At 65.1% G+C, this 17,188-nt stretch carries 21 protein-coding genes and 1 riboswitch; of the genes, 8 read left to right on the plus strand and 13 right to left on the minus strand.

The window, feature by feature from the left end; translation table 11 throughout:
• The first annotated feature begins 197 nt into the window (after positions 1-197).
• Positions 198-371: riboswitch (FMN riboswitch) on the plus strand.
• A gap of 76 nt (positions 372-447) precedes the next feature.
• Complete coding sequence (locus ACVWW6_RS13465) at positions 448-1,038, plus strand: 6,7-dimethyl-8-ribityllumazine synthase (RefSeq protein WP_028174671.1); 591 nt, start codon at positions 448-450, stop codon at positions 1,036-1,038.
• A 91-nt stretch (positions 1,039-1,129) separates the two neighbouring features.
• On the opposite strand, the gene ACVWW6_RS13470 is transcribed toward ACVWW6_RS13465, so the two are convergent.
• From ACVWW6_RS13470 to ACVWW6_RS13505, 8 genes are all read right to left on the minus strand, one after another.
• A complete protein-coding gene (locus ACVWW6_RS13470; protein ID WP_161536708.1) occupies positions 1,130-2,164 on the minus strand; it encodes a D-alanine--D-alanine ligase family protein in 1,035 nt (344 codons plus the stop codon).
• A complete protein-coding gene (locus ACVWW6_RS13475) occupies positions 2,161-3,189 on the minus strand; it encodes a putative zinc-binding metallopeptidase (RefSeq protein ID WP_028174673.1) in 1,029 nt (342 codons plus the stop codon). The genes ACVWW6_RS13470 and ACVWW6_RS13475 overlap by 4 nt, the downstream gene beginning before the upstream one ends.
• Before the next feature lie 307 nt (positions 3,190-3,496).
• Positions 3,497-4,450: a ribose-phosphate pyrophosphokinase gene (locus ACVWW6_RS13480; RefSeq protein ID WP_028174674.1), complete on the minus strand. Its 954-nt coding sequence runs from the start codon at positions 4,448-4,450 to the stop codon at positions 3,497-3,499.
• A 194-nt stretch (positions 4,451-4,644) separates the two neighbouring features.
• On the minus strand, positions 4,645-5,271 hold the full coding sequence (locus ACVWW6_RS13485) for a hypothetical protein (RefSeq protein WP_011090181.1): 627 nt from the start codon (positions 5,269-5,271) through the stop codon (positions 4,645-4,647).
• Between the two features lie 185 nt (positions 5,272-5,456).
• Positions 5,457-6,224: a peptidoglycan editing factor PgeF gene (gene pgeF, locus ACVWW6_RS13490; RefSeq protein WP_456680854.1), complete on the minus strand. Its 768-nt coding sequence runs from the start codon at positions 6,222-6,224 to the stop codon at positions 5,457-5,459.
• Positions 6,224-7,339: a class I SAM-dependent methyltransferase gene (locus ACVWW6_RS13495; RefSeq protein ID WP_456680855.1), complete on the minus strand. Its 1,116-nt coding sequence runs from the start codon at positions 7,337-7,339 to the stop codon at positions 6,224-6,226. Before ACVWW6_RS13495 ends, pgeF begins: the two co-directional genes overlap by 1 nt.
• Before the next feature lie 20 nt (positions 7,340-7,359).
• Positions 7,360-8,205 (minus strand): prolipoprotein diacylglyceryl transferase, encoded by an 846-nt coding sequence (gene lgt, locus ACVWW6_RS13500; RefSeq protein WP_404524055.1) that lies wholly within the window; start codon positions 8,203-8,205, stop codon positions 7,360-7,362.
• 211 nt (positions 8,206-8,416) lie between these two features.
• Positions 8,417-9,148, minus strand: coding sequence for a dienelactone hydrolase family protein (locus ACVWW6_RS13505; protein ID WP_304548430.1), 732 nt, complete (start codon positions 9,146-9,148; stop codon positions 8,417-8,419).
• 167 nt (positions 9,149-9,315) lie between these two features.
• Here ACVWW6_RS13505 and ACVWW6_RS13510 point away from each other — a divergent pair, with 167 nt between their 5' ends.
• The 4 genes from ACVWW6_RS13510 (at position 9,316) to ychF (ending at position 12,309) form a co-directional block, all read left to right on the plus strand.
• On the plus strand, positions 9,316-9,567 hold the full coding sequence (locus ACVWW6_RS13510; RefSeq protein WP_011090176.1) for an accessory factor UbiK family protein: 252 nt from the start codon (positions 9,316-9,318) through the stop codon (positions 9,565-9,567).
• Between the two features lie 254 nt (positions 9,568-9,821).
• A complete protein-coding gene (locus tag ACVWW6_RS13515; RefSeq protein ID WP_011090175.1) occupies positions 9,822-10,538 on the plus strand; it encodes a 50S ribosomal protein L25/general stress protein Ctc in 717 nt (238 codons plus the stop codon).
• Positions 10,539-10,600: 62 nt separating this feature from the next.
• On the plus strand, positions 10,601-11,206 hold the full coding sequence (gene pth, locus ACVWW6_RS13520; protein WP_011090174.1) for an aminoacyl-tRNA hydrolase: 606 nt from the start codon (positions 10,601-10,603) through the stop codon (positions 11,204-11,206).
• A 5-nt stretch (positions 11,207-11,211) separates the two neighbouring features.
• Positions 11,212-12,309: a redox-regulated ATPase YchF gene (gene ychF / locus ACVWW6_RS13525; protein WP_011090173.1), complete on the plus strand. Its 1,098-nt coding sequence runs from the start codon at positions 11,212-11,214 to the stop codon at positions 12,307-12,309.
• Positions 12,310-12,425: 116 nt separating this feature from the next.
• Here ychF and ACVWW6_RS13530 read toward each other — a convergent pair whose 3' ends face one another.
• Positions 12,426-12,722, minus strand: a complete 297-nt coding sequence (locus ACVWW6_RS13530) for a DUF4282 domain-containing protein (RefSeq protein ID WP_018648333.1) — start codon at positions 12,720-12,722, stop codon at positions 12,426-12,428.
• Between the two features lie 169 nt (positions 12,723-12,891).
• On the opposite strand from ACVWW6_RS13530, the gene ACVWW6_RS13535 reads away from it, so the two are divergent.
• From ACVWW6_RS13535 to ACVWW6_RS13545, 3 genes are all read left to right on the plus strand, one after another.
• The gene (locus ACVWW6_RS13535; RefSeq protein ID WP_456680856.1) at positions 12,892-13,344 is read left to right on the plus strand and encodes a MaoC family dehydratase; all 453 of its coding nucleotides are present in this window, start codon (positions 12,892-12,894) and stop codon (positions 13,342-13,344) included.
• Entirely contained in the window at positions 13,344-13,823 is a 480-nt protein-coding gene (locus ACVWW6_RS13540) for a MaoC family dehydratase (RefSeq protein WP_060910462.1), read from the plus strand. The genes ACVWW6_RS13535 and ACVWW6_RS13540 overlap by 1 nt, the downstream gene beginning before the upstream one ends.
• A 197-nt stretch (positions 13,824-14,020) precedes the next feature.
• Positions 14,021-14,167 carry a hypothetical protein gene (locus ACVWW6_RS13545; RefSeq protein WP_027545961.1) on the plus strand — a complete coding sequence of 49 codons (147 nt, stop codon included), beginning with the start codon at positions 14,021-14,023 and terminating at the stop codon, positions 14,165-14,167.
• 39 nt (positions 14,168-14,206) lie between these two features.
• Here the strand turns inward: ACVWW6_RS13545 and ACVWW6_RS13550 are convergent, their stop codons facing one another.
• From ACVWW6_RS13550 to ACVWW6_RS13565, 4 genes are all read right to left on the minus strand, one after another.
• Positions 14,207-14,344, minus strand: coding sequence for a hypothetical protein (locus ACVWW6_RS13550; protein ID WP_165448177.1), 138 nt, complete (start codon positions 14,342-14,344; stop codon positions 14,207-14,209).
• A 328-nt stretch (positions 14,345-14,672) separates the two neighbouring features.
• Positions 14,673-15,095, minus strand: coding sequence for a hypothetical protein (locus tag ACVWW6_RS13555; RefSeq protein ID WP_060910463.1), 423 nt, complete (start codon positions 15,093-15,095; stop codon positions 14,673-14,675).
• 249 nt (positions 15,096-15,344) lie between these two features.
• The gene (locus ACVWW6_RS13560) at positions 15,345-16,253 is read right to left on the minus strand and encodes a hypothetical protein (RefSeq protein ID WP_456680857.1); all 909 of its coding nucleotides are present in this window, start codon (positions 16,251-16,253) and stop codon (positions 15,345-15,347) included.
• Between the two features lie 329 nt (positions 16,254-16,582).
• The gene (locus ACVWW6_RS13565; RefSeq protein ID WP_011090168.1) at positions 16,583-17,023 is read right to left on the minus strand and encodes a nuclear transport factor 2 family protein; all 441 of its coding nucleotides are present in this window, start codon (positions 17,021-17,023) and stop codon (positions 16,583-16,585) included.
• Positions 17,024-17,188: the final 165 nt, after the last annotated feature.

Raw genomic sequence — 17,188 nt, forward strand, 5'->3', positions numbered from 1 at the left:
CGCCTGCTGCGTTCCATGTGCCGGTGCCCTCCTTGCGGGTCCGGATCGGTCCCGCCCTGTTCGACCTTCTGCCCCGCAGGATTTTCGCAGAGTTTCGCCCTGACGTCATAGGCACATGCGTAGTACCCATAAGGAAGGTTCTTGCTGGCCGTCCCCCGGTTCGTCATAATTCGGAATAGTCCACCCATATCGGGTGGATAAGTTCTCAGGGCGGGGTGAAAGTCCCCACCGGCGGTAAGGGCCGAAAGGCCTAAGCCCGCGAGCGCCTTCTCCTTGATAGGGATTCCCTCGGGACCCCTCGGAGGGAAGGGTCAGCAGATTCGGTGCAACTCCGAAGCCGACGGTTAAAGTCCGGATGAAAGAGAACGGTCGGTGGCAGACGCATCGCAAGGTGCGGCTGTTTGTCGTTCCGTGTGCCCTGATTCTGGTCCTTAACTGAGGAAAGCCATGAATCAGATGTTGCAAGATCCCCAAGTCCAAACTTCCCAAGCCGAAACTTTCAAAGCCGAAACTGCCGAGACAACCCAGCCGCCGGTTCCCGTGGATCCGCCGGCAATCGAACATCCGCGTTTTGCAAAGCCGCAGCGGGTGGCCTTCGTGCAGGCCTGCTGGCACCGCGACGTGGTCGAGGAGGCCCGCATCGCCTTCATGAAGGAGGCCGAGGCGCGCCACCTCACCCATGTCGACGTGTTCGAGGTGCCGGGCTCGTTCGAGATCCCGCTGCACGCGCAGATCCTCGCCAAGACGCGGCGCTACACCGCGATCGTCGCGGCCGGCCTCGTCGTCGACGGTGGCATCTATCGCCACGAGTTCGTCGCCGACACCGTGATCAAGGCGCTGATGGACGTGCAGCTGCGCACCGAGGTGCCGGTGTTCTCGGCGGTGCTGACGCCGCAGCAATTCCACGAGACCGAAGTGCACTACGATTTCTTCCGCAGGCATTTTGCGATCAAGGGCGTCGAGGTCGCGGAAGCCTGCGCCAACACGCTGCTAGGCCTGGAGCGTTTGCGCGGCCAGGTCGCGGCGGGAATTGCCTAACCCAACGCAACGACTATCACCCCTCATCCCAGGGAGCGCGTAGCACGTCTCGAAGGATGAGGGGTTACTCTATGATCGCTGCCATCTTGCATCACCCCAGCGACACCCCCGCCTTGGCCCGGCTTATTCCGAGAGCCAGGATGCGCTGCAGGAGATCCGGATATTTGAGCCCGGCATGTTGAGCCGCCGTGGCGAACTCCTGGCTCCTGGCGATCTCGGGGTTGGGATTGGCCTCGATGAAATACGGCGTGCCGTCGGCGGCGAGACGAAAATCGATACGGGCGTAGCCGTCGAGGCCAAGCGCTCGGTAGATGCGTTTCGCGGCGCGCTGGATGCGCGCGGTGACTTCGGGCGCGAGGTCCTTCGCCGGCCCGTCGACGATGCCGACCTTCTCCTGATAGTCGGTGTCGTGCTTGGCTTTCTCCGTGGCGATGTGCCGTGACCTGCGCCCGCCCATGCTGCCGAATTTCAGTTCCCAGATCGGCAGGACGCGCAGCCGGTTGTTGCCGAGCACGCCGACGTAAAGCTCGCGCCCCTCGATGAACTGCTCGGCGATCGCGGCGGATTCGACCCGCTCGTGGATGAAGGCGACCCGTTCCGCGAGCTTCTCGTCGGTATCGACGATCGATGCCTGCGAGATGCCGAAGGACCCGTCCATGTTCAGGCTCTTGACGATCAGCGGCAGCGCAAGGCGCGTCGGGCGTTTCACCTTGCGGCGCATCGGGAAGACGGCGAAGGCCGGCGCCGCGATCCGACGGTGATGCACCAGCGTCTTGGACAAATCCTTGCCGCGCGCCAGGATCAGGCCGCGCGGATTGCACCCGGTATAAGGGACTTTCATCAGCTCGAGATAGCTGGCGATGTGCTGGTCGTAGGCGACGTTGTTGTGGAATTCCTCCAGTAACGTGAAAACCACGTGCGGCTTGAACTCCTCGATCGCCTCGCGCACCGGCTTGATTTCGTCCTGCGCGCCGAGGGCGCGAACCTCGTGGCCGGCCGCGCGCAAGGTGCTCACCACGTCGTATTCCGTTTTCCACGCGTTGATTTCCTGCGCGGTGTATCCGTCGCTTGAATCCGGAGGCATGAAATCCGGATGCATCAGGACCAGAATACGCAAGCGTCTCATAGCGCGATCCATTTGCGCCGAGACGGGCCAAACAGCGCGTGCATCGTCTTGGCGGTCACGAGGACGGTGAAATCGAGAACGAGCTTCTGTTCGGGGCCGACCGCGCGCAGATCGAGCTCGCGGCAGCGGGAGATCATGTCGTCAAGCACGGCATCGAGCGTGAGCTGGTTCTCGCCCGTCCACCGCGCGACCAATTGCCTGATCTGGGCGCGGTGCCGTCTGATCAGGCTCGAAGCCGGTTTTGAGCGGTGATGCCGTGGATCGGCGGAAAACAGCCTCGAGAGGTCGCGGTCGTAGGTCTTCGGCGGCGTGAAGGCGTAGAACGCCTGCTTCTTCTTGTAGTGGTCTTCGAGCGTCTGGCCGAGCTTGCTCAACGGGTCGACACGCTCCCGTGTCGTGATCAGCGGCCGCTTTCCCGCAATCTCGCCCATCAGCTCGTCGACATATTCGAGCTTCTTCAGTGCGGGCCAGCCGGCATATCGTGTTCGCCAGTTCGAACGCGGCCGCAGCCACACCGCAAAAGTCTCGGCGAAATCCTCGTCAGGATGGCTCTGCGCGTACCAGAGCCGGAGATGCTGGACATAGCGCCGGCTCGCCGGATTGGGCCGGTAGTAGCGCGGATAGTGCTTCGACGACGGACCGAACAGCTGCTGCCAGCGCCGGCGGCGCTGCAGCTGATAGCCGTGCTGGATGGCATGGCCCGCCTCGTGACGGAGGATGGCCATACACTCGCGCCAGGTTCCGCCCTCGACGTCGAACATCATCTTCTTCTCGAGCTTCATCAGGCGGGGATGGGCGAGATAGAATGGGATGGCGATGCCGGGTACATCGCCCGGACTGAACCATTCGCTCGAGATCCATGTGTGCGGCCGCAGCCGGATGCCCCGCTCTTCGAGCTCCTCGTGGAGGGTGGCGACGCAATCCTCGAGCCAGGTGCCTTCGACCGTAACCCTCAGGCTGCTGAGACGTTGCTCGAGCAATTCGTCGTCCGACAGCTTCTCCCAGGCAAATTTCCGGCGTGGCATCAGGCATCCAGAGGGCAGAGATGACTCGGCGTCCGGATGATGTCATGGGCCGCGGTTGGCAACAACCCGTGGGACTAGGTCGTAAGGGACGCAAGCGTCGCGCGCTCCCTCGCCCCGCTCTTGCCCGCCGAAGCCTTGGCGAGGCGGATGCGGGGCCGCGACGAGCTTCGCTCGCGCTGAGAGGGTGGGGTGAGGGGGAGTCTCCACAGGGACGGTGAGAGTGAAGACTCGCGGAGAGTCCCCCTCACCCGGAATCCGCGCTTCGAATTCCGGCCTCTCCCCGCAAGCGGGGAGAGGCGAAGAAAAATCAATCGAACAGGCTCGACACCGACTCTTCCGCGGCGGTGCGCGCGATCGCGTCCGAGATCAGGCTGGCGATCGGGAGCGTGCGGATGTTCGGCGCCTTGCTCACCGCGTCCGTCGGCAGGATCGAGTCGGTGATCACGAGCTCCTTCAGCTTGGAGTTCGTGATACGGGCGGCCGCGCCGCCGGAGAGCACGCCGTGGGTGATGTAGGCGTACACGTCCTTGGCGCCCTTGGCGATCAGCGCGTCGGCCGCGTTCACCAGCGTGCCGCCGGAGTCCACGATGTCGTCGACCAGGATACAGGTGTAGCCGGCGACGTCGCCGATTACGTTCATGACCTCGGATTCACCCGGCCGCTCGCGGCGCTTGTCGACGATGGCGAGCGGGGTGTTGATGCGCTTGGCGAGGCCGCGCGCGCGGGCCACGCCGCCGACGTCGGGCGAGATCACCATCGTCTTGGACAGGTCGAACTTGTCCTTGATGTCGCGCACCATCAGCGGTGCCGCGTAGAGATTGTCGGTCGGGATGTCGAAGAAGCCCTGGATCTGGCCGGCATGCAGGTCGAGCGTCATGACGCGGTCGACGCCGGCCTGCGTGATCAGGTTGGCGACGAGCTTGGCCGAGATCGGCGTGCGCGAGCCCGATTTGCGGTCCTGCCGGGCGTAGCCGAAATAGGGCAGCACCGCGGTGATGCGGCGCGCCGAGGAGCGGCGCAGCGCGTCGGTGATGATCAGGAGCTCCATCAGGTGGTCGTTCGCCGGGAACGAGGTCGACTGGATGATGAAGGCATCCGAGCCGCGGACGTTCTCCTGGATCTCGACGAAGATCTCCATGTCGGCGAAGCGCCGGACCACCGCCTTGGTCAGCGGCAGGTGGAGGCCTTGCGCGATGGCCTGGGCGAGAGCCGGATTGGAGTTGCCGGCGACAAGCTTGATGGAGCCGTTCTTGGCCGACATGGACGCTTCCTCCCGCGCTTTGCTGGATAGGACGTTCAACATCTGGGAATACCCACTCGAAGCACGGTTACGACGGGCGAGGAAATATCAGGCCGGGGGCTGCAATGGCAACCCGGGATGCTACGTTTTCCCTTTGAAAATCCTGAGTCGGGCCAACGGTTTGGCCGCAACTTGAGGCCGTGGTTTAGCGGGGGTTATCGCTCGGCGTAGCCGAGCGCCGAGGCCGGCATCTCCGGTGCCGGAGCCTCCGGGGTGACGCTTGCCACCGCAGGTCCCCGCAGGCCCGGAGCAGCGCTTGGCGCCTCCGGCGTGCCGTTGATCATGTTGGAAAGTCCGCTGAATCCGGCCTGGGCGATCTTCCGCAGCACCAGGTCGTCGGCGGCGCTCCACGGATCGCGCGTCGCATCGCGGCCACCCTTGGCCGAGGTGGGTTCCTCGCCGGAGAGGCGCAGCGCCCGCTGCTGGTTGGCGTCGTAGACGTCCCAGACCCAGGCGATCACGGTCCTGCCGCGCACGATCTGGGCGGAGAGGTAGCTGCGCACGCGATAGGCAGCCGTCCCCTCGCGGGAGACCACGGACAGGCTGCGCAGCTTGGATTCGCTGTCGAGCACGCCGACCATGCGGTCGAACACCTGTGGCGGCGGCCCGTCGATGGATTCGAACGCCACCGTCGCTCCACTGCCGGCGCTCGGCGCCATCGCATAGGAGTTGGCGGCACCGCCGCCGCCGGCGCAACCGCCAAGCGCGGTCGCCGCTGCCAGCAGCATGACCGCCAGCACGCGCGAACCCGCGCGGCCCAGGATGAATGACGCGTCCCTCATTATGGAGGGCAGCGATATCGTTAAAACGCATTAACGTCTAGGGCAGGGGCGACACATCCCACTGTCATTCCGGGGCGCGCCCACTTGGCGCGAACCCGGAATCCATTTCTCCGCATAAATTGCTGCACGATGATTCCGGGTTCTCGCTTCGCGAGCCCCGGAATGACGGCGTGTTGCCTGTGTGTTCACCCCTCGAGCGCGATCGCGTGGACGTGGCGGCCGTAATCCGGCTCCTTGCGATGCACCGAGCGGCGATAGCTGAAGAAGCGCTCGTCGGCATAGGTGTCGAGGCCGAGGTCGTCGATCATCAGGATGCCGGCGGCCTCCAGCCGCGTCCGGATGAAGCCGGCGAGGTCGAACATCGCGTGGCCCTCGCGCACCGACGGGATGAAGAACATCGCGTTGTCCGCGTCCGCCTCGATGAAGCGCGCCACGAACTCGTTGCCGACCTCGTAGCTCTCCTGCCGGATCAGCGGGCCGATCGCGGCGATGATGCCGCCGCGCGTGGCGCCGAGCTTTTCCATCGCTAGAATCGTGGACTCCAGCACGCCGGTCAGCGCGCCCTTCCAGCCGGCATGGGCACCGCCGATCACGCGCGCATTGGGATCGACGAACAGCACCGGCCCGCAATCGGCGGTGGAGACGCCGAGCGCGATGCCGGGCGTCCTGGTGACCAGCGCGTCGCCCTTCGGCCGCGGCCCGCTCGGCCACGGCGTCTCGGCAATGAGCACGTCGGGCGAATGGATCTGGTGCAGGCTGAGGAAACGTTCCGGCGCCACGCCGACATGCTCGGCCATGCGGCGGCGGTTCTCGGCGACGAGGGCCTGATCATCGTTGGAGCCGAGGCCGCCGTTCAGCGCCGAGTAGATGCCGCCGGAGACGCCGCCTTCACGGGTGAAGAAGGAATGGCGCAGCCCTGGCACCGCCGACAGCAGTGACGAAGCGACGGTCATCAGTTCCCTCCGGCGTGTTCGAGATCGCTGAGGCCGGCAAGGCCAATTAGCCGCGGCTCGGAGATGCCGAGCACCTTGAACATCGAGCCCATGCCGCTGCGCCCGGTGTCGGTCAGGCGCTTGAGCGCCACCGAAATGTCGGTGGCGACCTCGGGCGTCGCCTTCTGCATCAAGGCGGCCGCGCGGGTGTCGATGCCGACGCGCTTGAGGAAGTCGCCCTGCGTCACCGGCCCGTGCACGCGGGCGCCGACGTCCTCGGCTGCGCGCGCCAGTGCCTGGAAATCGACATGGGCGGTGACGTCGGCCTGGCCCGGCGCCTTCAAGGGATCGGTGAAGGTGTGGCGCGCGATCGCCTGGAAGGTGTCGCCGGCATCGCTGCGCAAATGGCCGTAATCGATGATCAGCGCCGCACCGTCCTGGTCGCGCACGCGCGTGGCGAGCTTCATGACCTCGCCGTCGGGACGCCATTCGAACACGGCGCCGACCGGCGCGGCGCGCACCAGGGGCGGCAGCAGCACGTCGAAGCGCGGCGTCGGCTCGGAGGCCGCGCCGAACTGAAGCTTGCCGTTGGGATCGATCTCGATCACGCGCTCGTGCCAGCCGTTCTCGCGCTTCACCATCTGGTGGATCGGCAGCACGTCGAAATATTCGTTGGCGAGGATGATGCTCGGGCCTTCGGGCACGTCGTCGATGCTGTCGTGCCAGGCGACGTTGCGCGCGCCCGACAGCGTCGCACTCTGCCGTTCGCGCAGGACGGGATTGACCTCGACCAGGTGGATCTGAAGCGCCTGGTAGAGCGGCGGCAGCACGCGAAGCGCGCGCAGCGCATCCGCCATCATGGTACCACGGCCGGGGCCGAGCTCGACCAGCCGCAAAGATTGCGGCGAGCCCATCTGCTTCCACACCGAGGCGGTCCACAGGCCCAGCAGCTCGCCGAACATCTGGCTGACCTCGGGCGCGGTGGTGAAGTCGCCCTCACGCCCGAGCGGATCGCGCGAGACATAATAGCCATAGCGCGGATGCATCAGGCACAGTTCCATGTACCGCCAGACCGGCATGGGGCCTGAGGATTTGATCAGCGCCTTGATCTCGTTGAGTAGCGGCTGTTCGGTCACGGCCTTCTTCTCGAAAGGAATTAACGAATGGCCTCGATCGGCCTCGGCGCACCGCGCCTGATAGCCAATACAATAAGTATGAGACCTACAATAAGCATCGGGATCGACAACAGCATGCCCATGGTTAATCCGCCCCAGAGGAAGCCGAGCTGGGCGTCCGGCTCGCGGAAATGCTCGCCGGCGATCCGGGTCAGACCATAGATCAGGATGAAGGCGCCGAGGATCATTCCGGGCCGCTTCAGGGCGCCGAGGCGGATCATGATCGCAAGCACCGTGAACAGCAGGATGCCCTCCATGCCGGCCTCATAGAGCTGGCTCGGATGGCGCGGCAGCTGGGTCGGATCGTTGGGGAAGACCATCGCCCAGGGCAGGCTCGCATCGGTGGCACGGCCCCACAATTCGCCGTTGATGAAATTGGCGATGCGCCCGAGCAGCAGCCCTACCGGCGCGACCGCGGTGGTGATGTCGCCGAGCGACAGGATCGGGATCCCGTTGCGGTAGGCGAACCACATCACCGCGACGACGCAGCCGAGGAAGCCGCCGTGGAACGACATGCCGCCCTCCCACAGTCGGAAGATCGCGGCGGGGTGCTCGATGAAGAAGGGCAGATTGTAGAACAGCACGTAGCCGGTCCGGCCGCCGAGGATGATGCCGAGCGTGACCCACAGGATGAAGTCGTCGACCTGCACCAGCGAGATCGGCGCCGGCCCGCCCCACAAGCGCTCGTTCTTCAGGAGCGAGCGCGCATAGAGCCAGCCGAACACGATGCCGCAGATATAGGCCAGCGCGTACCAGCGGATCGCAAACGGACCGATCTCGATCGCGATCGGCTTGAAGGCGGGAAAGTCGATGAGAAGAAAGGGCATCACGCCTTGTTTCTAGAGTTTGATGGGCAAGCTGCGGCCCCGACGGAGCTTTGCCCCCTCTCCCGCTTGCGGGGGAGGGTTGGGGAGGGGGTGTCTCCGCAATCGAGATAATCTCCGTGTGGAGAGAACCCCCACCCGGCGCTTCGCGCCGACCTCCCCCGCAAGCGGGAGAGGTGCACCGAGTTCGCGGACAGGCCGATCATACTGCTGCTCACACGAGATTGCGGCGATAGAGCGCCAGCAGACGCTCCCAGTGCCGCTCGGCGGCGTCGCGGTCATAGACCGGGCGCTTGGGGAAGGCGAAGCCGTGATGCGTGCCGGGATAGATCTCGACCTCGGCCTTGGCACCTTTCATGCCCTCTTTGACCTTTTCGATAATCTCCGGCGGCGCGTAGACATCGGTCTCGGCGCAGGCGAAGTAGAGCTCGGCCCTGGTCTTGGCTGGGGCCAGATGCGGGCTGTCGTCCTGGTCGGTTGCGAGCTGCACCCCGTAGACCGAGGCGGCGGCCTTGACGCGATCGGGGAAATGCGTGGCGGCGTTGACCGCGTAGCGGCCGCTCATGCAGTAGCCGACGGTGCCGACAATCTTCGTGTTCGCGGCGGCCTGGCCCTCGGCGTAAGTGAGCAGCGCGCGTGTGTCGTCCATGATCATGGGAATGGTGAGCGAGCTCATCAGCGCGAACATGCGCTTGCGCTCCGGTGCGTTCGGGTCGGCCGGCAGCGCGCCCAGCTCCATCACGCCGGAGCGGTAATAGAGGTTCGGCAGCATCACGTAATAGCCTGATGTCGCGAGCCGGCGCGCCATGTCGCGCAGCTCTTCGCGGATCGCCGGCGCATCCATGTAGAACAGGATGACCGGAAACGGCCCGCCACGCTCGGGATGGCTGATGAAGGTTGCGGTGTGGCCGTCCTTGGTGGGAATCGCGATCTGCTGGTCGATCATCTCGTGCGCCTTGTGATTCTTCTTATGCCGGGACGTTGAATACGATTGCAAGGAAACCGGGGCATGACAAGGATACGGCCGATCGGCCCTTGATCCGGCCCGATCGGATTGCCATTGTCTTTCCGAGAGTTCGCGCAAAGTTTATCGCAGGCCGCCAGGAGACCGACATGACCCAGACCAACAACCGGTTTTTCGACGAGATCGGCCGCCTGATGAACGACGCCGCCGGTGCGGCTCAGGGCGTCAAGCGCGAGTTCGACACGGTGATGCGGACCCAGGCCGAAAAATTCCTGCGCGACATGGACCTCGTCAAGCGCGAGGAGTTCGAGGCGGTCAAGGACATGGCCCGCCTGGCGCGCGAGGAGAACGAAGCCCTGAAGGCGCGCATCACGGCGCTGGAGGCGAAGCTGGGCGGGTAACCGTACCCATTCCGGGGCGATGCGCAGCATCGAACCCGGAACCTCGAGATTCCGGGTTCGGTCGCTGTCGCGACCGCCCCGGAATGACGGCTAGTCCGGCGCGGTCCGCCAGCCCATTCTTCTTGTCATTTCCGCATCTTCCGGGTAAAAGCCCGCCACGTTCGCGGCCCCCGCACCCCTGGAGGCTTGCTGTGGACGATGCCATGGGCCGCGCTGCGGCCCATTAACTTTTGCAAAAACAAGGACTTAACGTTATGGCGACGACCGTCAAGGAATTGAAGGCGACCGCACGTCCGAAGAGCGGCAAGGGGGCCGCCCGGGCTGAGCGTCGCGCCGGCAGAGTGCCCGGAGTGATCTATGGCAACAACCAGCCCCCCGTCACGATCTCGATTGAAGATCGCGAACTGCGCCAGCGCATCCTGGCCGGCCGGTTCCTGACCACGCTGGTCGACATCGACCTCGAGGGCAAGAAGCACCGCGTGATTCCGCGCGACTATCACCTCGATCCGGTCAAGGACTTCCCGATCCATGTCGACTTCATGCGGCTCGGCGAAGGCGCCACCATCCGCATCAGCGTTCCCTTGCACGTGGTGAAGTCGGAAGCCTCCCCGGGCGTGAAGCGCGGCGGCACCGTCAACATCGTTGCCCACGCGATCGAGCTCGAATGCGGCGTCGAGAGCATCCCGCAGTACATCGAGGCCGACGTCGGCTCGCTCGAAATCGGTCACTCGCTGCATCTGTCGGACGTCAAGCTGCCGGCCGGCGTGAAGGCGCTGACCCGCGAGGACGCGACCCTCGTCACCATCGTGCCGCCGTCCGGCTACGCCGAAGAGCAGAAGGCTGCTGCTGCGGCAGCTGCTGGTGGCGCGGCTCCGGCTGCGGCGGCTCCTGCGGCTGGTGCGGCTGCTCCGGCCGCTGCTGCTCCGGCAGCGGCTGCCAAGGCTCCCGCCGGCGGCGACAAGAAGAAGTAATCTCTCAAAGAGCTGGCGCGCGGTCCTGTGACCCGCGCGCCGAGCGAGGGGCGCGCCGCGTCATGCGACTCTTTGTTGGGCTCGGCAATCCCGGCGCAAAATACGCACGTAACCGGCACAATATCGGCTTCATGGCCGTCGACGAGATCGCGCGGCGTCATGGTTTCTCGCCATGGCGCCGCAGGTTTCAGGGCGAGACCTCGGAAGGCGCGCTCGGCACCGAGCGCGTGATCCTGCTCAAGCCGACGACCTACATGAACGATTCCGGCCGGAGCGTTCAGGAGGCGGCAGGCTTCTTCAAGATCGCCCCTGGCGACGTCACCGTGTTCCATGACGAGCTCGAGCTGCCGCCGGGCAAGGTGCGGGTGAAGGTCGGCGGCGGTATCGCCGGCCACAACGGTCTGCGCTCGATCTCGGCGCATATCGGCAACGACTACCGCCGTGTCAGGCTCGGCATCGGTCATCCCGGCGTCAAGGAACTGGTGCACGGCCACGTGCTGTCGGACTTCGCCAAGGCCGACAACGACTGGGTGGCGACGCTCTGCGACGCGGTCGCCGAGCACGCGGCGCTGATCGCCAAGGGCACGGACGCGACCTTCGCCAACAGGGTGCATCTTGCCATGCAGGCGAAGGGGTTTTTGACCAAGGACGACAACGGCAAGGAATAACGCTCGTGGGATTCAAATGCGGGATCGTCGGATTGCCCAATGTCGGCAAGTCGACCTTGTTCAATGCGCTGACCGAGACGGCCGCGGCGCAGGCTGCGAACTATCCGTTCTGCACCATCGAGCCGAATGTCGGCGAGGTGGCCGTGCCCGATCCGCGGCTCGACAAGCTTGCGGCGATCGCCAAGTCCGGCCAGATCATTCCGACCCGGCTGACCTTCGTCGACATCGCGGGCCTCGTGCGCGGCGCCTCCAAGGGCGAAGGCCTCGGCAACCAGTTCCTCGCCAACATCCGCGAGGTCGACGCCATCGCGCATGTCGTGCGCTGCTTTGAAGACTCCGACATCACCCATGTCGAGGGCAAGATCGCCCCGCTCGCCGACATCGAGACCATCGAGACCGAGCTGATGCTCGCCGACCTCGACAGCCTCGAGAAGCGCGTCGACAACCTCACCAAGAAGGCCAAGGGCAACGACAAGGACGCCAAGGAGCAGCTCGACCTCGTCAACCGCACCCTGGTGCTGCTGCGCGAGGGCAAGCCCGCGCGCCTCGTCGAGCGCAAGGCGGAGGAGGAGCGCGCCTTCGGGATGCTCGGCCTGCTCTCGTCCAAGCCCGTGCTCTATGTCTGCAACGTCGAGGAAGGTTCGGCCGCGACCGGCAATTCGTTCTCCAAGGCGGTGCAGGAGCAGGCCGCCAAGGAAGGCGCCGTCGCCGTCGTCATCTCGGCCAAGATCGAATCCGAGATCGCCACCATTTCGCGCGAAGAACGCGCCGACTTCCTGGAGACGCTGGGTCTCGAAGAGGCCGGCCTCGACCGCCTGATCCGCGCCGGCTACACGCTGCTCGACCTCATCACCTATTTCACGGTGGGCCCGAAGGAAGCGCGTGCCTGGACCATCCATCGCGGCACCAAGGCGCCGGGAGCGGCCGGCGTGATCCACACCGATTTCGAGAAAGGCTTCATCCGCGCCGAGACGATCGCGTTTGACGACTACGTCGCGCTCGGCGGCGAAGCCGGCGCCCGCGATGCCGGCAAGCTCCGCCTCGAAGGCAAGGAATACGTCGTCGCCGACGGCGACGTGATGCATTTCCGGTTCAATACGTAAGCCGGAGCTGTCATTCCGGGGCGCGCCTCTTGGCGCGAGCCCGGAATCCATTCATCCACTTGTTCTGAGGCCCGATGGATTCCGGGTTCGCGCTGCGCGCGCCCCGGAATGATGGGCTACCGCATCCCGCCGCCCTGGTCCCGGATCGCGCCGAGATGCTCGTTGATGCGGAAGACGATCAGGATCAGTTCCGCGACGATGCGCGAGAACACGATGCCGACGACGACGCTCGCGATCGACGACAGCAGCACCAGGAAGCCGCCGAACGGGCTGATCGCCATCGCAGCTAGGCCGGAGAAGATGCCGGAGAGGCCGAACAGGCAGATCAGCGCGATCACCAGCCAGTAGAAGGTCTTGATGATCGTCGGCGTGATAAAGCGGTCCCACTGAAACAGGTCGCTGAATGAAAACATCGCTCTCCCCCGGACAAATCGGGCCTTGTCAAATCGGGCTTCGGCCCTCGGTTGACCCGACTCAAGGCCAGAATCGCCGCGTCGAATGTAGCACGAGCCATGCGGGCCGGCGGGTTGAGATTGCCGCAAAGTGCGGCCACAATCTGTCATTTCCGCCAGCAATCCCAAGATGACCCTGACCTTTGAAGACTTCCCGCCCGGCCGGTTCGGAACGTTCGGCCCGCGCCATGTCACCCGCGACGAGATCTTGGCCTTCGCCGCCGAGTTCGATCCGCAACCGATGCACCTGGACGAGGACGCCGCCAGCAAGAGCATGCTGCGCGGCCTGTCCGGCTCGGGCTGGCACCTGTGCTCGCTGATGATGCGGATGATGGCCGACGGCTTCATCACCCGCGCCGCCTCGCTCGGCTCCCCCGGCGTTGACGAGGTGCGCTGGCTGTCGCCGCTCAGGCCCGGCGACGACCTCATGCTGGACGTCGATGTCATGGAGGCGCGCGCCTCGAAGAGCCGCCCCGACCTCGGCATCGTCAAGTTCAAATGCACCGTGCGCAACGCGGCGGGGCAGGTGCTGTGCGAGATGACCTCGCCGATCCTGATCGAGCGGCGCGAGGGGGCGGTCTGATGCCGTTTTTCGAGGAGATCGAGATCGGCCATCGCCGTGAGATCGGCGCCTATACGTTCACCGCGGAGTCGATCAAGACATTCGCCCAAAAATTCGATCCGCAGCGCTTTCACCTCGACGAGGAGGAAGGCAAGAACTCGCTGTTCGGCGGGCTCGCGGCCTCGGGCTGGCATGTCGGCTCGGCCTGCATGAGCCTGCTTGTCGCGGACGGCCAACGTCTGGCGCGAGAGGCCGCAGCGCGCGGCGAGGAGGTCGCGGTGTGGGGCCCGTCACCGGGCTTTCGCGACCTGCGCTGGATCCGGCCGGTGCTCGCCGGCGATACCGTTTCTTACGCCAATGTCGTCATCGACAAGCGCAGCTCCGCCTCGCGCCCCGGCTGGGGCATTTTGACGGCCCGCACCACCGGCACCAACCAGCGCGGCGAAGAGGTCTACGCCATCACCGCCTCAGCCTTCGTGCCGATGCGGAAGGGCGGTTAGATCAGTTCCAAGATGAAGGGCTGAAAAGAGCGCGAGTGTTGCCCGCGCGCTATGGACGCGATTCCGGGCGGCTGCCATAAGCCTGCGCAACATGGTTACCCGCGAAGCAGTTGGGGGAACCATCGAGTTGCTAACCAATTATGAACCTGTCGCTGTCTAATTGAAACGAATTGGGCAGAGTACAGGGGACGAGGACCATGGCAGACCGCGGCGCACTCAAGTTTGTCGGATTTATCTTTGCTACCGCGACGCTGGCCGTGATGCTGGTCGCCGGCATGGTGGTGAAGGGCTATGCCGATGGCGCCTACACCCTGGAAGCCTCGACCGTGGAAGCCGCCCGGTAAGAGCTCGTTAACGTTTCGGGGCCGGTGTCCGGCTTCCGCTCAGCGGCTATAGACGAACGCCAGCACCGCGATCGCAACCGCCAATAATCCAACGAAGCGCAGCATGATCGTGCCGAACTGGTTCGGCGCGGGTCGCAGCGGTATGGGCTCCGTGGTGTCGGGCCGAATGCTTTCCATGAAATGTCCCCCTGAGCCCGCGTAAAACCGACGGGCGCCTGGCATTGGTCGCCGGGGAGGGGTGGAGGGTTCAAAGGGGGCTGTGGCCGACGTCCTTGCGTGGCCGCCTGCCAAGCCCTCCGCTGTCATGCCCAGGCTTGACCAGGGCATCCAGTACGCCGTGGCCTGTCGGTTCTTGCCTCACCGTCTCGGAGTACTGGATCGCCCGGTCAAGCCGGGCGATGACACCTTCGTTGAGGAGAGTGTGCACCCATCACACACATCATGAATCAAAACCGCCGCGCCCCTTTCGGAACGCGGCGGCCGGTGATGCCGGGTGGCTGACCGATCAGCTGTTGCGCAGGCCGTCGGCGGCGCGCTTCCACTGCGCGACGTTGTCGGCGATCATGCGGGTCGACTTCATCGCGGCCTGGCTGAGCTGGGCGTAGCCGGAGATCTCGCGCTGGACGCGCTGGCCTTCGGCATGGAGCAGGTCGCGCAGGCTCTCGAGCTCGGAGATCAGATTCTCGATCTCGGCGAGCGAGGTGCCGGCGACGCGCTGGATCAGCGAGTTGACGTTGGTGACGGTGGCCTCCGCGCTCGGATCGAGCGGCGGTGCGTCGGCGCTCGTCGCCGCAGGCCGGCGCAGATAGGCGATGTCGTTGCGGACGAAGTCGCGGATGCCGGCTTCGACCTCGGTCACCGCGGCCAGATTGCTGTCGACGGTCTCGGTCTCGGCGGCTTCGATCTTTTCCGGACGAATGGCGTTCATCGTTGTTCCCCTGTTCGCGTTGAGCGCAGCGCGAGTGTCCCCCGCACGACGACGTCTGTAAGGCGATCCCCATCAGGGCGTCGGATTTTGACCGTAACTAGGCCGAGATGCGGCAAGGGCGGACCATTCGGGGGTTTTGCCGTGGCGTATGGTTAGGAATGTCTGAACGGCGACTGCGGCGGAGTGCCTTCGCGGCACGGCCGGTGTCTGACTCCCTCGCCCCGCTTGCGGGGAGAGGCGAAAACACACTCACCAGCTCTTCTTGAACCCCGCCGTCAGGCTCTTGTTGATCGCGCCCTGCGAGGTCTCGCCGACCGAGCCGGAGACGGTGACGTTGTCGAACAGCTTTTGCTCGGCGCCGAACTTGCGCAGCCATTTGTCGTCGGTGGTCGAGAGCGTCTGGCCGGCGGTGATGCTGGTGCCGGTGTCGGTGAGGGTGACCTTGGCGGACTGGTCGGTCTCGTAATTGCGCGTGATGTGCCCGCCGATGCCGGGGACCGCGGTCGTGCCCTGCTGGTTGACGCTGTAGCCGTTCTGGAGTGTCAGCGACGTGTCGCCCGACAGCGGCACCGATTTGGTCAGCGACGCGCCGAGCTTGCTCTGCTCGGCGCCGGGGTCGACGCGGGCTTCCACCGCCGTCTTGTCCCAGATCGGGCCCGCGCCGGGCGCGGTCGCCGCCGCCCAGGCGCTGCCGGAGGATTGCGGCAGGTTGCCGCCATTGGCGGCCTTCTGCGCCAAGAGCTCGGACATCGTCCGCGGCTCGCTCGTCACCGTCATGTCGGCGCCGATGCGGGCGTCCCAGAACGAGGATACCGACTGCTTCACCGTCACCGCCGAGGAGCCGTTGGCATTGGCGTTCGACGCCCAGTTCATCCCGTCATTGGCGGCGGCCTGCGCGCGCTTCTTGGCGGCGATGAGGTCGTTGAGCGTGCCGGCGTCGATCGCGAGTTGGCCCCAGTCGAGCTTGTCGACGTCGATGCCTTTGAGCACGTCGGGGTCGTTGGCGTCGGGGGCTTCGGCCGCCTCGGCGTCCTCGTCGGGCGTGGCCGCGGAGAAGGGCGGGATGATCTGCGCCGAGACCGTCAGCACCGAGCCCAGAATGAACGCGGCCGCCAGCACCGGCAGCCTGGTCCAGCCAAAACCTGTTGAGAATTCCATCGTCCTGCCCGCGAACCCCGGCGCATGCTGTCCGATAATATATATCGGCCTTCCGCAGTGAGCATGCGCCATTCCGCGCAAAGGATGCTGATCTATCGTTGCGAAATTATGGCGACTCGCCTCGCCCAGAACATGATCCGGCAAAGTGTGCAGCGGTTTTCCAAAAAAACATGCTCAAACAACTGGAATGGCGAACCAACGGGCCGCGCGAGAGGCGCGCGCCCGACGACGGGCTTCCGGCACGACGGCATCCGGCGGGGCTGGAGGCCAGGACGTCGCACCACGCATCGTCATCGGTCCCGAAGAGCGGGGCCCGTTGGCGTCCCCCCTCAGCCGACGCTGCTCATCTTCGGCAGATGAATGGCACGGCCGAGTGCCTGCTCGACCAGGTCGAAGGTGTCGATCAGCACGCGCAAGCTGACGAGCTTGCCCGCCCTGAACTGGGCGAACTGCGCGACCCGCAAGGAAATCGGCTTGTTGGAATCCAGCGCCGTCAGCGAATAGCGCAGCATCGAGGCGGCGGAATCGACGCCGAGCATGATGCTCTCGCGATCGAAGCGGCGGACCTGGAAATTGTCGGCGAGCTGGCGGATGACGTCGAGCACGGCGTCCTTGCCCTGGCGTGCGCCGAGGAACGGAAACATGTCGATCGGGCCATAGAGCGCCCACTCGACGTCCTCGTCGATCAGGGCCTCGATATCCTCGAAATGCCGGTCGTTGATCGCGCGGTGCAATGCGCGCGAGAAACGCCAGAGGCTGTGCTCTGTCATTTTGGGCAGTCCTGAAGCTGGCTTGCAAAAAAACGGAAAACAGCCCGATGCACAGGAAACGTGCCGCGGGGCCGCTCAACTCGTTTGTATGCGAACAAAATACGGAATTTCGGCCAAAACGCAATTCACGTTTTCGCAATGCACAATTGATCGCGTTTTGTGAGA

The organism is Bradyrhizobium sp. USDA 3311, from assembly GCF_054062495.1.

What these genes read in the sequence shown, in the direction of transcription:
- ACVWW6_RS13515 (WP_011090175.1), top strand. Translation starts at nt 9,822, where the DNA reads ATGGCGACGACCGTCAAGGAATTGAAGGCGACCGCACGTCCGAAGAGC.
- ACVWW6_RS13485 (WP_011090181.1), bottom strand. Translation starts at nt 5,271, where the DNA reads ATGAGGGACGCGTCATTCATCCTGGGCCGCGCGGGTTCGCGCGTGCTG.
- ACVWW6_RS13465 (WP_028174671.1), top strand. Translation starts at nt 448, where the DNA reads ATGAATCAGATGTTGCAAGATCCCCAAGTCCAAACTTCCCAAGCCGAA.
- ACVWW6_RS13540 (WP_060910462.1), top strand. Translation starts at nt 13,344, where the DNA reads ATGCCGTTTTTCGAGGAGATCGAGATCGGCCATCGCCGTGAGATCGGC.
- ACVWW6_RS13555 (WP_060910463.1), bottom strand. Translation starts at nt 15,095, where the DNA reads ATGAACGCCATTCGTCCGGAAAAGATCGAAGCCGCCGAGACCGAGACC.
- ACVWW6_RS13505 (WP_304548430.1), bottom strand. Translation starts at nt 9,148, where the DNA reads ATGATCGACCAGCAGATCGCGATTCCCACCAAGGACGGCCACACCGCA.
- ACVWW6_RS13550 (WP_165448177.1), bottom strand. Translation starts at nt 14,344, where the DNA reads ATGGAAAGCATTCGGCCCGACACCACGGAGCCCATACCGCTGCGACCC.
- ACVWW6_RS13560 (WP_456680857.1), bottom strand. Translation starts at nt 16,253, where the DNA reads ATGGAATTCTCAACAGGTTTTGGCTGGACCAGGCTGCCGGTGCTGGCG.
- ACVWW6_RS13510 (WP_011090176.1), top strand. Translation starts at nt 9,316, where the DNA reads ATGACCCAGACCAACAACCGGTTTTTCGACGAGATCGGCCGCCTGATG.
- ACVWW6_RS13475 (WP_028174673.1), bottom strand. Translation starts at nt 3,189, where the DNA reads ATGCCACGCCGGAAATTTGCCTGGGAGAAGCTGTCGGACGACGAATTG.
- ACVWW6_RS13535 (WP_456680856.1), top strand. Translation starts at nt 12,892, where the DNA reads ATGACCCTGACCTTTGAAGACTTCCCGCCCGGCCGGTTCGGAACGTTC.
- ACVWW6_RS13470 (WP_161536708.1), bottom strand. Translation starts at nt 2,164, where the DNA reads ATGAGACGCTTGCGTATTCTGGTCCTGATGCATCCGGATTTCATGCCT.
- ACVWW6_RS13545 (WP_027545961.1), top strand. Translation starts at nt 14,021, where the DNA reads ATGGCAGACCGCGGCGCACTCAAGTTTGTCGGATTTATCTTTGCTACC.
- pgeF (WP_456680854.1), bottom strand. Translation starts at nt 6,224, where the DNA reads ATGACCGTCGCTTCGTCACTGCTGTCGGCGGTGCCAGGGCTGCGCCAT.
- ACVWW6_RS13480 (WP_028174674.1), bottom strand. Translation starts at nt 4,450, where the DNA reads ATGTCGGCCAAGAACGGCTCCATCAAGCTTGTCGCCGGCAACTCCAAT.
- ACVWW6_RS13530 (WP_018648333.1), bottom strand. Translation starts at nt 12,722, where the DNA reads ATGTTTTCATTCAGCGACCTGTTTCAGTGGGACCGCTTTATCACGCCG.
- lgt (WP_404524055.1), bottom strand. Translation starts at nt 8,205, where the DNA reads ATGCCCTTTCTTCTCATCGACTTTCCCGCCTTCAAGCCGATCGCGATC.
- pth (WP_011090174.1), top strand. Translation starts at nt 10,601, where the DNA reads ATGCGACTCTTTGTTGGGCTCGGCAATCCCGGCGCAAAATACGCACGT.
- ACVWW6_RS13565 (WP_011090168.1), bottom strand. Translation starts at nt 17,023, where the DNA reads ATGACAGAGCACAGCCTCTGGCGTTTCTCGCGCGCATTGCACCGCGCG.